Annotated in this window: 10 protein-coding genes; 7 read left to right on the top strand and 3 right to left on the bottom strand. The window is 75.7% G+C overall.

What is annotated here, in order from left to right; all coding sequences use genetic code 11:
* Window positions 1-102: 102 nt before the first annotated feature.
* Window positions 103-1,068 carry a zinc-binding dehydrogenase gene (locus tag ACFCV8_RS20320; protein WP_376686771.1) on the top strand — a complete coding sequence of 322 codons (966 nt, stop codon included), beginning with the start codon at window positions 103-105 and terminating at the stop codon, window positions 1,066-1,068.
* A gap of 32 nt (window positions 1,069-1,100) precedes the next feature.
* On the top strand, window positions 1,101-2,549 hold the full coding sequence (locus tag ACFCV8_RS20315) for a cellulase family glycosylhydrolase (RefSeq protein WP_376686770.1): 1,449 nt from the start codon (window positions 1,101-1,103) through the stop codon (window positions 2,547-2,549).
* Between the two features lie 148 nt (window positions 2,550-2,697).
* On the opposite strand, the gene ACFCV8_RS20310 is transcribed toward ACFCV8_RS20315, so the two are convergent.
* Entirely contained in the window at window positions 2,698-3,684 is a 987-nt protein-coding gene (locus ACFCV8_RS20310; protein ID WP_376686769.1) for a helix-turn-helix transcriptional regulator, read from the bottom strand.
* Window position 3,685: 1 nt separating this feature from the next.
* A complete protein-coding gene (locus ACFCV8_RS20305) occupies window positions 3,686-4,543 on the bottom strand; it encodes a DUF4097 domain-containing protein (protein ID WP_376686768.1) in 858 nt (285 codons plus the stop codon).
* Between the two features lie 247 nt (window positions 4,544-4,790).
* On the opposite strand from ACFCV8_RS20305, the gene ACFCV8_RS20300 reads away from it, so the two are divergent.
* Entirely contained in the window at window positions 4,791-5,651 is an 861-nt protein-coding gene (locus ACFCV8_RS20300; RefSeq protein WP_376686767.1) for a hypothetical protein, read from the top strand.
* Window positions 5,652-5,657: 6 nt separating this feature from the next.
* On the opposite strand, the gene ACFCV8_RS20295 is transcribed toward ACFCV8_RS20300, so the two are convergent.
* Complete coding sequence (locus ACFCV8_RS20295; protein WP_003992906.1) at window positions 5,658-5,837, bottom strand: DUF6104 family protein; 180 nt, start codon at window positions 5,835-5,837, stop codon at window positions 5,658-5,660.
* Between the two features lie 164 nt (window positions 5,838-6,001).
* Between ACFCV8_RS20295 and ACFCV8_RS20290 the strand changes: the two genes are divergently transcribed.
* From ACFCV8_RS20290 to ACFCV8_RS20275, 4 genes are read left to right on the top strand one after another with little or no spacing between them, the layout of a single operon-like run.
* Window positions 6,002-6,451, top strand: coding sequence for a CU044_2847 family protein (locus tag ACFCV8_RS20290; protein WP_376686766.1), 450 nt, complete (start codon window positions 6,002-6,004; stop codon window positions 6,449-6,451).
* Window positions 6,448-8,520 (top strand): trypsin-like peptidase domain-containing protein, encoded by a 2,073-nt coding sequence (locus ACFCV8_RS20285; protein ID WP_376686765.1) that lies wholly within the window; start codon window positions 6,448-6,450, stop codon window positions 8,518-8,520. Before ACFCV8_RS20290 ends, ACFCV8_RS20285 begins: the two co-directional genes overlap by 4 nt.
* A 29-nt stretch (window positions 8,521-8,549) precedes the next feature.
* Entirely contained in the window at window positions 8,550-9,572 is a 1,023-nt protein-coding gene (locus ACFCV8_RS20280) for an AAA family ATPase (protein ID WP_376686764.1), read from the top strand.
* Window positions 9,573-9,579: 7 nt separating this feature from the next.
* Window positions 9,580-12,936 carry an SAV_2336 N-terminal domain-related protein gene (locus tag ACFCV8_RS20275; RefSeq protein WP_376686763.1) on the top strand — a complete coding sequence of 1,119 codons (3,357 nt, stop codon included), beginning with the start codon at window positions 9,580-9,582 and terminating at the stop codon, window positions 12,934-12,936.
* Window positions 12,937-12,980 lie beyond the last annotated feature (44 nt).

Raw genomic sequence — 12,980 nt, 5'->3', positions numbered from 1 at the left:
CCGCGCGGGAGACCGGCTCCGTGCGGGAGGCCGGCCCCGCGCGGCGCGCGTCACACCCGTGGGCGGTTACGCCCCGGCGCACCCCGGCCTATCGTCGGGGCCATGTTCGCCGCCTACGCCTCCCGCATCGACCGCGACCGCCCCCTCGACGGCCTCGAACTGGGCGAACGCCCGGCCCCCGAGGCACGCCCCGGCTGGACCACCGTCACCGTCCGGGCCGCCTCCCTCAACCACCACGACCTCTGGTCCCTGCGCGGCGTCGGCCTCGCCGAGGACAAGCTGCCGATGATCCTGGGCTGCGACGCGGCCGGGATCGACCAGGACGGCAACGAGGTCGTCCTGCACTCCGTCATCGGCCAGAGCGGCCACGGGGTCGGCCCGCGGGAGCCCCGCTCCATCCTCACCGAGCGCTACCAGGGCACCTTCGCCGAGCAGGTCACCGTCCCCGCCTGGAACGTGCTGCCCAAGCCGAAGGAGCTCAGCTTCGAACAGGCCGCCTGCCTGCCGACCGCCTGGCTCACCGCGTACCGGATGCTCTTCACCAACGCCGGGGTGCGCCCCGGCGACTCGGTGCTCGTCCAGGGGGCGGGCGGCGGGGTCGCCACCGCCGCGATCGTGCTCGGCCGGGCCGCCGGACTGCGGGTCTACGCCACCAGCCGCGACGCGGCCAAGCGGAAGCGCGCCGTCGAGCTGGGCGCCCTCGAGGCCTTCGAGCCGGGTGCGCGGCTGCCGCAGCGGGTCGACGCGGTCATCGAGACGGTCGGCGCGGCCACCTGGTCCCACTCCGTGAAGTCGCTGCGCCCCGGCGGCACCCTGGTCATCTCGGGCGCGACCAGCGGCGACCGGCCCTCCCACGCCGAGCTGACCCGGATCTTCTTCCTGGAGCTCAAGGTCGTCGGTTCGACCATGGGCACCAAGGACGAGCTGGAGGACCTGCTGGCCTTCTGCGCGACCACCGGGGTGCGGCCGGTCATCGACGAGGTGCTGCCGCTGGACCGGGCCCGCGAGGGCTTCGAGCGGCTGGCGGCGGGCGACCACTTCGGCAAGATTGTGCTCACCTGCTCTTGAGGTGTGATCGGTGAGGTGCTCTGATCTGCGCCATGCTGAAGCGGACGCGGATACGGACGGCCAGTGCCGTCACCTCGATCATCACGACGTTCGTGCTCGCGGCGGGGGCCCTGGCCCCCGCCGCCGACGCACGCCCCGCACCACCGGCACGACCAGCACCGCAGGCCCCGTCGGCCCCGTCGGAACGGGCCGGAATTCCCCGGCTCACCGACGACCGGGGCCGGACGCTCACCCTGCGCGGATGGAGCGTCGCGGACAAGGCGAACAGCGGTGACCAGGCGCTGTCCGCCATCACCGAGAAGCACTTCCGCGATCTGCGGGCCAAGGGCTTCAACTTCGCCCGGGTGCTCTTCTTCTGGGACGACCTGGAACCGCGCCGGGGCCACTACAGCGCGGAGTACCTGCGCCGGATCGGCCGCATCCTGGACTGGGCGCAGAAGTACGACATCCAGGTGCTGCTCGACGCCCACCAGGACGTGTTCGGACCGGCGTTCGGCTCCCGGGGCATCCCGGCCTGGGCGACCCGCACCGACGGCCTGCCCTTCACCCCGCACCCCGAGGACTGGTTCGCGGGGTACTTCGAGCCGGCCGTGCAGCGCGCCTTCACCCACCTCTACCAGGACGCCGACCTCCAGCGCGCCCAGGCCCGGATGTGGCAGGTCGTGGCCGAGCGCTTCGGGCACCACCCCGCCGTCCTCGGCTACGACCTGATCAACGAGCCGATGGGGGAGCTGCGCGAGGGCGAGGACCTGGCGACGGCCGCCCGCCGCATCGAGGCCCGGCAGATCACCCCGATGTACAACCGGCTGGCCCGCGCGGTCCGTTCGGCCGACCGCGACAACTGGCTGTTCGTCGAACCCACCCCCATCGTCGGCGAGGGCGTGCCCACCGGGCTGGGCACGATCAAGGACCACCGCACCGTCTACGCCCCGCACTTCTACAACACCGCGATGGAGGCCGGCGCCGACTACGACCCGGCGGCCGGCTGGATCGAGTCGTACGAGGCCGCCGTCACCGCGTACCCGAAGCAGCAGAAGATCCCCGTCGTCGTCGGCGAATGGGGCCCGCTGAACAACAAGCTCCCGCAGATGGGCCGCTTCTTCCGGGACGCGATGGCCTCCCTGAGCCGCTACAGCTCGGGCTGGGCGGGCTGGGTGTGGTGCTACGGCGGCGGCTACTGCGCCCTGGACGAGAACGGGGACTTCGCCGCCAACAAGGAGCGGACCGCCACCCCGTACGCCCCCGCCGTCGCCGGAACCGTCCGCTCCGACACCTACGACGACGTGGCGCGCGTCTACCGGCTGGCGTACACCGCGGGCCGGGGCGGCAGCACGGAGATCTCGCTGCCGCCGACGGCCGGGCGGTGGCGGGTCGCGGTCGAGGGCCGTGCCAGCATCCGCAGGCACGGGCTAGAGGTCCGGCTCCGGGCCCGCCCGGGGACACGCGTCACGGTGACGGTGACCGGGACGGGGTCGCGGTGACGTCGGCCGGGACGGGGCCGGGGGCGCGGTGACACCGGCCGGGACCCGGTCCGCGCCGCGGTGACGTCGGCCGGGCCGGAGCCCGTGTCACGGTGAGGGCGGCCGGGCTCGGGGCCACCGCGCCGTGACAGCGGCCGGGACAGGGGCGTCAGTCCTCGTCGGCGGCCTTCCCGGCGCCGCGCAGCAGCGCGTCGATACGGGCCGCCGCCGTCGACAGATGCCCCCGGGCCTGGGCCAGCTGCTCCTCGGTGACCCCCCGGTCCCGGGCCGCGTCGCGGATGTCGTCGCGGAAGCGGTCCAGCAGCCGGTCCAGGTCGCGGGCCGGGTCGCCGGTGCCGGGGGTGTCCCGGCCCCAGTCGGGGTCGGCCCCCGCGGGGGCCGGCTTGGTGTACGAGGGCCGGCCGCCGGTCCGGGCGAGGCCGCCCAGCTGGCCGGTGATCTCGGCGAGTCCGTCCCGTATCCCCGCGGGCCAGTCGCCGCGCGCGAAGTGCTCCTGGACCTGGCGGGCCGCGTTCTGCATCTGCTCGCGCGCCCGCTCCTGGGCCTCCTTGGCCTGGCGGCGGGCCTCCTGGGCCTCCTCGCGGGCGCGGCGGGACTCGTCCTTCGCCCGGCGGGCCTGCTCCTTCCACTCCTGCTTGGCCTTGCGCAGCTCCTCCTTCGCCGCGCGCCACGCCTCGGTGTCGGTGAGGTCCCCGAAGTCGCCGAAGGGGGTCTCCCGGGGGCTCTTGCGGCCGGAGGAGGGGGTGTGCCGGGTCTCGTCCGCCGCCGCCCGCATCTCGCTGCGCAGCTTGCCTGCGGCGCCGCGCACGTCGTCCCGTATCTCGGCGGCCAGTTCGGAGACCGACTCGCGGATCTCCAGCTCCAGATCGGCCAGCTCGCCGGTGCGGCCGGCCAGCTCCTCGCGGCCCGCGTCGGTGATCGAGTAGACCTTGCGGCCGCCCTCGGTGGCGTGCGTGACGAGCCCCTCGGCCTCCAGCTTCGCCAGGCGCGGGTAGACCGTGCCCGCCGAGGGGGCGTACAGCCCCTGGAAGCGCTCCTCCAGGAGCCGGATCACCTCGTAGCCGTGGCGGGGGGCCTCGTCGAGCAGTTTCAGCAGGTAGAGGCGGAGGCGGCCGTGGGCGAATACGGGAGGCATGTCAGAGCACCTTTCCGGTCGGCTCGGCATCGTACGGGCCGTCCTCGGCGGGCGGGCGGCGGAGCAGGGCGATCGCACCCGATACGGTCGTCGCGCGCAGCTTCCCGGTCCCGGCGCCGAGCGTGCCGGTGATCTTCTTCGTCCCCCACTGGCCGCTGACCCGCAGGTCCTCGAAGCCGTTGGAGACGGAACCGCTCGCGGTGTTGGCCTCGACCGTCGCGTCCGCCGGGTGCGGCAGCCGGATGGCGATCTCGCCGGAGACCGTGGTCAGCCGGATGTCGGTGGGCTGCCCGGTCGGGTCCAGGTCGAGGACCATGTTCCCGCTGACCGACTCGGCCTTCACGGCGGCCCCGGCGCCCTCGACCACGGTCAGATCGCCGGAGACCGAGTGGAAGCGCAGCTCGCCCGCGACCGACTGGGCCTCGACGCTCCCGGAGACCGTGTCGGCCTGGACCGGACCGCCGAGCCCGACGAGCGTGGTGTCGCCGGTGACGCCCCGTACGTCGGTCCGGCCGCGGATGCCGGAGACGACGGCCCCCGCGCCGACCACCCCGACCTTCACCGCCGATCCGGCCGGTACGGCGAGCGAGACGACCGCGCTGCGCTGCCGGGCCCTGCCGTCGAACCACTTGAGGAAGTCCTGCCAGGGCAGATCCTCGTAGGCGACCGTGAGCGCCCCGTCCTCCTGGGTCACGATCAGCGGCGGCCCCTCGATCGAGGTGACCTCCAGCCGGGCGGTCGGCTCGTCGGTGCCCACCACGTTGACCGTGCCGCCGACGACGCGTACGTCGAGCGACGTCACGGGGCCGTCGAAGGTCAGCTTCTGGGGCTCGGCGACGGCCCAGGTCGACACAGGCATGGATCTGACCTCCCGGGAACACGGAATGACGCAACATATCGCGTCTCTTGTTGAACACGATATATCGCGCCATGCGGAAGTCAAGGCCCGGCGGATCCTGTCAGGGGTTCGTCCGGGGCTGCCGGGGGCCCGTCGGGGGTCCTTCGGGGTCCGTCGGGTCCGTATGTGGTCCGCGGACAGGGTGCTGTACGGGCGACAGAGGGGCAAATGGTGTCGAACACGGACACGGTGCCCTAGCGTGTGAGGCATGAACGCGACATCCCCCGCGGGGGCGCTGCTGCTGTGCCGGGCCGATCCGGGGGCCGTACGCCCGGTGGCCCATCTGCTGCGCGAGCGGATGCTGCTCGCCCCCGCCGGTGACGGCTGGTCCGTCCTGGTCCCCGAGGGGAAGCCCTGGCAGGGCGGCGGTGCGGGGGACACGGGCGCCGGCGGGGCCGCGGACGTGGAGCCGGTCGACCGGGTGGTGGCCGGATGGGCGACAGCGCTCGCGGTCGGCTCGGCCTGGTCGGTACTCGCCCTGTGGTGGGACGGCGACCGGGCCGGGTACACCCTCGCGACGGGATTCCGCCGCCCGGTCGGCTACGTCTGGCTCGCCGACGGCACCCCGGCCGGTGAGGACGAGGCGATGCGGACCTTCGCCGACCGCCTCGGCCTCGATCCCGTGCTGGACGTCCAGGCGCTCGAGGAGCTGACCCGGCCGGACGCGGACGCCGACGCCCGCATCCGGCTGCGCGGGCTGGTCGCCGTGCTGACCCGGATCGGGCTGGTGCTGCCGCCCGGCCTCGACCCGGACACCCCCGGCGAGCGGCTCTACGCGATGGCCGACGAGCGGCCCGAGTCGGAGGCGCTCGTCTGGACCGGCTGGCGGCGGGCGGTACGGGCCGAGCTGGACGCGGTCGAGAGCGGCCGCCTCGGGCCCTGGGTCCGCGGCCCCCGGGCCCGCGCGCTGGCCGCCGCCCAGCTCGCCGCCGGGCTCCCGCTGGTCCTTCTCGGGTTCCGGCGCGGCGGCGGCTGGGCGCTGGCGGGCGCGCTGCTGCTGGCGCACGGGGCGCTCGGCCTGGCCTACGACCGGCTCAGGGCCGCCGAGGAGGCCGCCGGAACCCCCTGAGGGGACCTACTCGTCGTCCTCGTCGTCGAGGCGGGCCAGCCAGGTCGCGAGGCGCTCGACCGGCACCTCGAAGTCGGGATTGAGGTCGACGAACGTACGGAGCTGCTCGGCGAGCCACTCGAAAGTGACCTCCTCCTCGCCCCGGCGCTTCTCCAGCTCCTCGATGCCACGGTCGGTGAAGTACATGCCGACCAGCCTAATGCCTGGTGGCAGCCCTCCGGAGCCGCGGCCCGTGCCTCCCGCGCCACCGCCAAGAACCGGTCGTGAGCACCCCCGCGTCCCGCGCCGCACACCTCGCGCCGATGGGTAACTACCGTTAACCTGCGGGTAGTTGGGGAACGGGGGGTTTCATGGCCGACGGTGGTGCCCGTATCACGCGGATCGAGATGCCCGACGGTACGGAGGTCTGGGCACGGATCTCCGACGCCCAGGAGCTGGCGCGGCCCGGACCGGGCCCGTCCTTCTCGGACATCGGCGCCGGGAACGTCGCCGACCGGGTGCAGGCCCGGGTCGAGGACCTGCACTCCGTCGTGACCAGCGTCGCCCGCTCGCTGGCCGGGCCGCTCAGGTCGGTACGGCCCGACACGGTCAGCGTCGAGTTCGGCATCGAGCTCACCGCGAAGGCGGGCAAGGTCGTCGGGCTCCTCGCGGACGGCGAGGCCAAGGGCTCCCTCAAGGTCACCCTGACCTGGAACGGCGGCCCGCCGCCCCCGGACCCGCCCGCACCGGGCGACGGAGCGTCCGCCGGTGCACCGGCGCACACGGGTCGCACCGGGGCGGACGGCGGAAGCGGATCGTGACACCCCCGCGGGACGGGGGCGCGTGGCAGGACGGGGAAGACGCCGAATCCGCGCTGACGAGCCTCGTGCGGGACGCCACGGTGCGCATCCACCGGGCAGGGCCCGGGTATGACCCGGAAGGGCCGCACGGCGACTTCCTGGGGAGCGGCTTCTTCGTCGCCCCGAGCTGGGTCCTCACGTGCGCACATGTCGCGGGGGAGGGGAGGGGGCGTCAGGTGGACGTGGTGTACCGGACCGCGCGCGGCGAGGCCGTCCGGGTCGAGGGCGCCGTCCGGGCCGCCCTGCCCGAGGAGCGGCCCGGCACCGGCGGCTGGCCCTCGCCCGACCTCGCCCTCGTCCAGCTGCTGCGCCCCGTGGAGCACCCCTGCGTGTACGTCAGCGAGCGCTCCACCGGCCTGCGGCGCGGCACGTACTACTTCGCGGGCTGGGCGGACGGCGGCGCCGGGGAGCCCCGGCGGCTCGGCCGGGAGTGCCGGGTGGTCGGCACCCTGGACGACGGGTCCGAGGGCGATGCCCAGGTGCTGATCGAGGCGAGCCAGCTGTACCCCGGCATGTCCGGTGGGCCCCTGGTCGACCTGGCGCGCGGCGAGGTCGTCGGCGTACTCAAGTCCCGCGCCACCGACACGGACGGCGGTACGGCGATCGGGGTGGAGCGGCTGCGCACGCTGCCGGTGCCGGAGCGGGCGGTCACGGCCGAGCCGGACGACCTGTACCAGGCCGTGTTCCACGCCCACGACCGCTACCACGCCGACCGGCACAACAGCCCCCTCGACGCCCGGGAGACCTGGGCGGACGTCCAGTGGGAGCTGGGCGCGTCGGCCGGTCCGGCGCTCACCCCGCAGCAGCGCGCCGACCTGCTGGGGCGGCTCGCCACGCTCCCGCCCCCGGTCAGCACCCGCGGCCTGCTCGACCTGCTCAAGGGCCTGGGGTACACGCACCGCGCCTTCGGCGTCCCGGCCCCGCGCGGCTGGCGCGACGGGCTCGGCGTCCTCCACGACGCCCGCAGGGGGGACGAGGCACTGGAGCGGGTGCTGCGCTACTGCGTGGCCGCCGCCACCGCCGAACGCCCCTACGTCCTGCCGTCCACCAAGCTCGCCGAGGACGCCCTGTGGGACTGGGTGGAGAAGACCGCCGGCGGGCTGCGCCGGCCGTTCCGGGGCGAGCTGGCCCGGCTGCGCGAGCAGGACGCGTGCCACCGGGCCCCGGCCGCCGCCCCGGACCCCGCGCCGGTCCGGCCTCCCGCGCCCGCGGTCGTCGCGCTGCACCTGGAGGCCCGCGCCTGGGAACCGGACCGCTATGACTGGCGCGTCGTCGCCCGCCCCCACGACGAGGACCTCCCGGTGGCGGAGAACCACCGGGGCACCCGCCTCGACGAACTCCCGGCCCGGCTCGCCGCCCCGCTCGGCAAGGCGTTCCGCATGTGCGACGAGCCGGGCGACCCCGCGATCCTCCAGGTCGTGACGGGCCCGGCGCTGCTCGACCTGGAGGTGGACCGGTGGGAGCTGCCCGGGGACGGCCGCCCGCTCGGCGTCCAGCGGCCGGTCGTCGCCCGCTGCCCGGAGCCGGACCCGGAGGAGTCCGGCGCGTACGGAACGTACGAGGGGCACGAGACGTACGCCGAGGAGCGCGCGGCCCGCTGGGACCGCGTCCACACCGGTCCGGCCCGTGCCGCGGTCCTCGACTGCGACGACGGCCTGCGCGTCCCCGTACCGCCGACCGCCGAGCTGCGGGGGCTGGAGCACCGGACCGTACCGGTGCTCTGCCGGTACGGCGGCCGGGACGACGCCCGGGGGCTCGACTGGCTCGTCCGGCTGCTCACCGCCGGGTACGGGGTGGCTCTGTGGCGGCGCCCGAGGGACGAACGGGCCGCCGCCTGCGCCGAGTTCCACCTCCGGGTGGTCGACACGGTCGACGGCGCCGAGAGCGCCGCCCGGCTCCCGCAGCGCGTCCAAGCGCTGCGCAGAGGGGTGCGCGAGGGCCGCACCGACACCTACTGGTCGGAAGGCATCGCCCTGCTCTACGGGCCCCCTCGGCCGACCGCCCCCGGCCTCTTCCTGCAGGCGCCGTGATCTCCCCGAACGAGGACGAGGAACCCGACATGAGTGAACCCAGCGAGTGGCTCATCTACCGAGGGGCCGGCGAACCGCACGACGGAATAGGGCAGTTGCCCCCACCGCCGCCCTGGCGGGACTTCGCGGCCCGGGCGGCGGACACCGGCGGGGACGGGGACGGGGACGGCTCCGCCGACCGCAGGCTCGGCGGACACCGGCACATCGCCGAACTCCACCGGCCGGGCGCCGAGGAGCTCGAAATGATCAACGCCGCGCTCTATCTGCGGCGCCCGCTCCTGGTCACCGGAGTCCCCGGCGCCGGAAAGAGCACCCTGGCCCACTCCGTCGCCCATGAACTCGGCCTCGGCCGGGTCCTGCGCTGGCCCGTCGTCAGCCGCACCACCCTGCTCGACGGGCTCTACCACTACGACGCGATCGCCCGCCTCCAGGACGTCCAGATCGCCGCGCACAGCGGCGCGGGCGGCGACACGGCCGCCGAGGCCGTCGGCAGCTACATCCGGCTCGGGCCGCTCGGCACCGCGCTGCTCCCCTCGGACCGGCCCCGGGTGCTCCTCATCGACGAACTCGACAAGAGCGACATCGATCTGCCGAACGACCTGCTGAACGTGCTGGAGGAGGGCGAGTTCCGGATTCCCGAGCTGGAGCGGATCGCCGACCGGCTGCCCGACGGCGAGGCCCTGGTCCTGGACGACGACGGCAAGAAGGTCACGGTGCGCGACGGCCGGGTCCGGTGCACCGCCTTCCCGTTCACCGTCCTCACCAGCAACGGCGAGCGGGACTTCCCGGCCCCGCTGATGCGCCGCTGCATCCACCTGGAGCTCGGCCGCCCCGACCACCAGCGCCTGGCGACCTTCGTACGCGCCCACCTCGGCGACGACGCGGCGCGCGACGGGGACGAGCTGATCGCCCGCTTCCTGGAACGCTCGCGCAGCGAACTCCTCGCCACCGACCAGCTGCTGAACGCGATCTACCTCACCGACGCGGCGGCCCCGGCCGGTCGCGACCGCCTCGCCGACCTGCTCATCCAGCGACTCGACCGGCCGAGGTGACGGGCCGATGACGGGCGCCGGGCCGGCCGGCCCACCCGAATCACGCGGCGGCGAGGACGCCGGGCGCTACCCCGCGTTCGTGGCACGGCTGCGCGAGGCCGGGCTCGACCCCGACGTCGAGCAGCTGCGCGACGCCCTCTGGCTGGCCCGCTGGGCCCGCCACCCGGCCGCACCCCCGCCGGGGACGGACGACGACGGGGCGCGGACGGATACCCAGCCCGTCGGCGCCCCGGCCCCGGACCCGGCCCCGCGACGGCCCCCGGCCGACCCGCAGCCCCCGCCCCCGCCTCCGGCGGCCGGCGACCCGCCCCGCCCGCCCGCAGCCGCCCGCGGTGACGCGGACCCGATCGCCCTCCACCCCGTACCGCACTCCGCCCCCCGGACCGGGGCGGGCCCCCGGGACGGAACGGTGCGCACGGCCGCCCTCGCCTTCGGGGTGCCGGCCGCCCCGGCGCTCCCCGCCCCGCTCGAACTCCAGCGGGCACTGCGGCCGTTGCAGCGCTACCGTCCCGCGGCGCCGCCGATGCGCCGCACCCTCGACGAGACGGCGACCGCCGAGCTCAGCGCCCGCGCGGGCGGACTGATCATCCCGGTGTTCCGCGGCGAGGCCCGCGGCGAGGCGATCCTCCAGTGCGTCATGGACGCCTCCTCCTCGATGCTCGTGTGGCGCCGGATGTTCGACGAACTGCGGCAGATATTCAGCCAGTTGGGCGCCTTCCGGGACGTCCGGGCACGCTACCTGCACCAGGGGCCCGACGGCGCCGCCGCGGTGAGCCGCAGCCCCGACCCGGCCGCCGCGCCCCTGCACTCCGCGGACCGGCTGAGCGACCCGACCGGCCGTCGCGTCACCGTACTGGTCAGCGACTGCGCCGGACCGCTCTGGCACAGCGGACGGGCCCACCGCCTGCTCCACCACCTCGCCGCCCAGGCGCCGGCCGCCGTCCTCCAGCCGCTCCCGCAGCGGATGTGGGCCCGCACCCGCCTCCCGGTCACCCGCGGCGCGCTCTGTCGGGGCGAGGGACCCGGCGGAGCCGCCGTACTGAAGGTCGTGGAACAGCCGGGCACCGGCCCGGCCGTGCACCCCGGAGCCCTCGCCGTCCCCGTGCTCCCACCGGCCGAAGGGGCCCTGGCGGCCTGGGCGCGGCTGCTCTCCGGCACCGGAGCCGGGCGCACCTTCGGCGCCGTCGGCTGGGTACGGGCCGACCAGCCGCCCGCCGCGGCGCAGCGCACCGGCGGTGAGCTCTCCTCGCTCCAGCTGGTCAGCCGCTTCCGCGCGACGGCCTCGCCCACCGCCGGACAACTCGCCGTCCACCTCGCGGCGGCCCCGCTCCACCTGCCCGTGATGCAACTGGTGCAGCGCACGATGCTGCCCCACTCCGGCCCCTCCGAGCTCGCCGAAGTGCTGCTGAGCGGCCTGCTGACCCGCACCGGCACCGGCGGCGCGTACGACGACCAGTGGTACGCCTTCGTCCCCGGCGTCCAGGAGGCGCTGCTCGGCTCGCTGGGCCGCGACGACGCCCTGCTCGTACTCAAGCACTGCTCCCAGTACATCGAGCAGCGCTTCGGACGGGGCGGGCCGAACTTCCCGGCCCTGGCCCTCGCCCAGCTCGGCGAGGGCAGACACCCGACGGTGCCCCCCACCGCCCTCCCCGGGACCCGGGGGACGGACGAGAGCGACCCGGAGAAGGACGCGCCGCAGGTCCCGCACCCCTTCGCCGAGGTCGCCGTCCGGGTACTGGAACGCTTCATGCCGCTGCCCGAGGAGTTCGTCACGCGCACCGGGCCCGGCGACCTCCCGGCCCCCGACCGGTCCGCCGCCACGGCGGTGGACGGCGCCCGCGCCCGGCTGCTGCGGTTCGAGACGGACGGCATGGTGCAGAACCTCATCGACGCCGTGCAGCTGCTGCGCGGTGCCACCGAACGCGAGGAGCGGCCGGGCGGCACCCCGGGGCTGTGGGCCCAGTACGCCCATGCCCTGCTGCGGCTCTGGGAGGTCCGGGGCGACGCCGAACTGCTGCGCGAGGCCGAGCACGCCGCCGAACGGGCCGCCGCGCCCCCCGCCGCCCCACGCGAACGCGCCGTCCTCGCCGAGGTGCTGCACGCCGCCGCCGACGACCGGCGACGGCGCGGCGACCGGCGCGGCGCGCTGGAGCTGCTGCGCCGCGCCGACCGCGAGTACACCGCCGCCTGCGCGGCCCCCGGCCTCGACCCCGCCGAAGCCCTGCGGCTCACCCTGGAACGGGTCCGGGCCCTGGAGGCGCAGTGGCGGCTCGACGGCGACACCGCGCTGCTCCAGACCGCCTGCGGCATGCTGGAGGCCTTCGCCGACGTCTGGCCCGACCCGGGGGGCCGCCCCGCCGCCCTGCCGCTGGCCCACGGGCGGACCCTGCTCGAGCTGGCCGGGGCCACCCCCGACACCGAACGGTCCCGGGCCTACGCCGCCCAGGCCGCCCGCTCCCTGCGCACCGCGTACGAACAGGGCGGGACCGGGCACACCACGTCCGCCGCCCCCCGCGTCCTGCTGGACCTGGTGGACGCCCTGCTCGCCTCCGGCGCCGAACCGGACGAGGCCGCGGCCCTGGTCGACCGCGCCCTGGCCACCGAGGGCGGACAGCGGACGCGCGCCGCGCTCCGCATCCGGGCCGGGCGCGTCCGCGTCGCGCGGTACGAGCACACCGGCGACCCCGCCGAACTCGTGGCCGCCGCCGAGTGGTTCGCCGGCGCCGTCCGGGACGTACCCCGCGACTCCCGGACCCACGCCGACCTGCTCGCCGAATGGGGCGGCACGCTGCTGCGCCGGGCCGCCCTGCCGGACGGACGTCCGCACATCGGCACCGCGATCCGGGTGCTGCGCGACTGCCGCACCGAGACCGCGGCCGGCGGCGAACACCTGGCCGAGCGGCTGCTGATGCTGGGCAGCGGGCTGATGCTGCGTCACCGGGCCACCGAGGACCGGGTCGACCTCCGCGAGGCCGAGCACCTCTTCGGCCTCGCGGCCCGCGAGGCGGCCGAGCCGCTCACCGGAGCGCGCTGCTGGCTGGAGCTGGGCCGGGCCCACCTCGAAGCCGCCCGGGTGCTGGACCGGCCGGCCCGGCTCGACGAGGCGGCCGAGGCCTTCCGCAGCGCCGCGGAAGCGGCCGGAGCGGCCCAGGTGGAACCGGACAGCGGCCAACTCCTCGAAGAAGCATTCGAGTTGAGTGCTACGGCCAACCACTGGCGGGGTATGACCTACGAGAGAGCCGGACGCCCCCGGGCCGCGCGGGACGCCTACCGGGCGGCCCGCCGGCAATGGAGCGCACTGCCGGACGGCGGCGGCGCGGCGGGTGAGGCCACCACCGAGCGGCTCACGGAGCTGGAACGCTGAGCCGGCCGGCACGACACCGGGAACCGTGGACCCGCCACGGGGAC

Source organism: Streptomyces sp. NPDC056347, assembly GCF_042262625.1.
Lineage (GTDB): Bacteria > Actinomycetota > Actinomycetes > Streptomycetales > Streptomycetaceae > Streptomyces.
The sequence above is the reverse complement of the archived record's forward strand: the minus strand, read 5'-3'. Positions and strand labels throughout refer to the sequence as shown.

What these genes read in the sequence shown, in the direction of transcription:
- ACFCV8_RS20320 (WP_376686771.1), top strand. Translation starts at nt 103, where the DNA reads ATGTTCGCCGCCTACGCCTCCCGCATCGACCGCGACCGCCCCCTCGAC.
- ACFCV8_RS20315 (WP_376686770.1), top strand. Translation starts at nt 1,101, where the DNA reads ATGCTGAAGCGGACGCGGATACGGACGGCCAGTGCCGTCACCTCGATC.
- ACFCV8_RS20310 (WP_376686769.1), bottom strand. Translation starts at nt 3,684, where the DNA reads ATGCCTCCCGTATTCGCCCACGGCCGCCTCCGCCTCTACCTGCTGAAA.
- ACFCV8_RS20305 (WP_376686768.1), bottom strand. Translation starts at nt 4,543, where the DNA reads ATGCCTGTGTCGACCTGGGCCGTCGCCGAGCCCCAGAAGCTGACCTTC.
- ACFCV8_RS20300 (WP_376686767.1), top strand. Translation starts at nt 4,791, where the DNA reads ATGAACGCGACATCCCCCGCGGGGGCGCTGCTGCTGTGCCGGGCCGAT.
- ACFCV8_RS20295 (WP_003992906.1), bottom strand. Translation starts at nt 5,837, where the DNA reads ATGTACTTCACCGACCGTGGCATCGAGGAGCTGGAGAAGCGCCGGGGC.
- ACFCV8_RS20290 (WP_376686766.1), top strand. Translation starts at nt 6,002, where the DNA reads ATGGCCGACGGTGGTGCCCGTATCACGCGGATCGAGATGCCCGACGGT.
- ACFCV8_RS20280 (WP_376686764.1), top strand. Translation starts at nt 8,550, where the DNA reads ATGAGTGAACCCAGCGAGTGGCTCATCTACCGAGGGGCCGGCGAACCG.
- ACFCV8_RS20275 (WP_376686763.1), top strand. Translation starts at nt 9,580, where the DNA reads ATGACGGGCGCCGGGCCGGCCGGCCCACCCGAATCACGCGGCGGCGAG.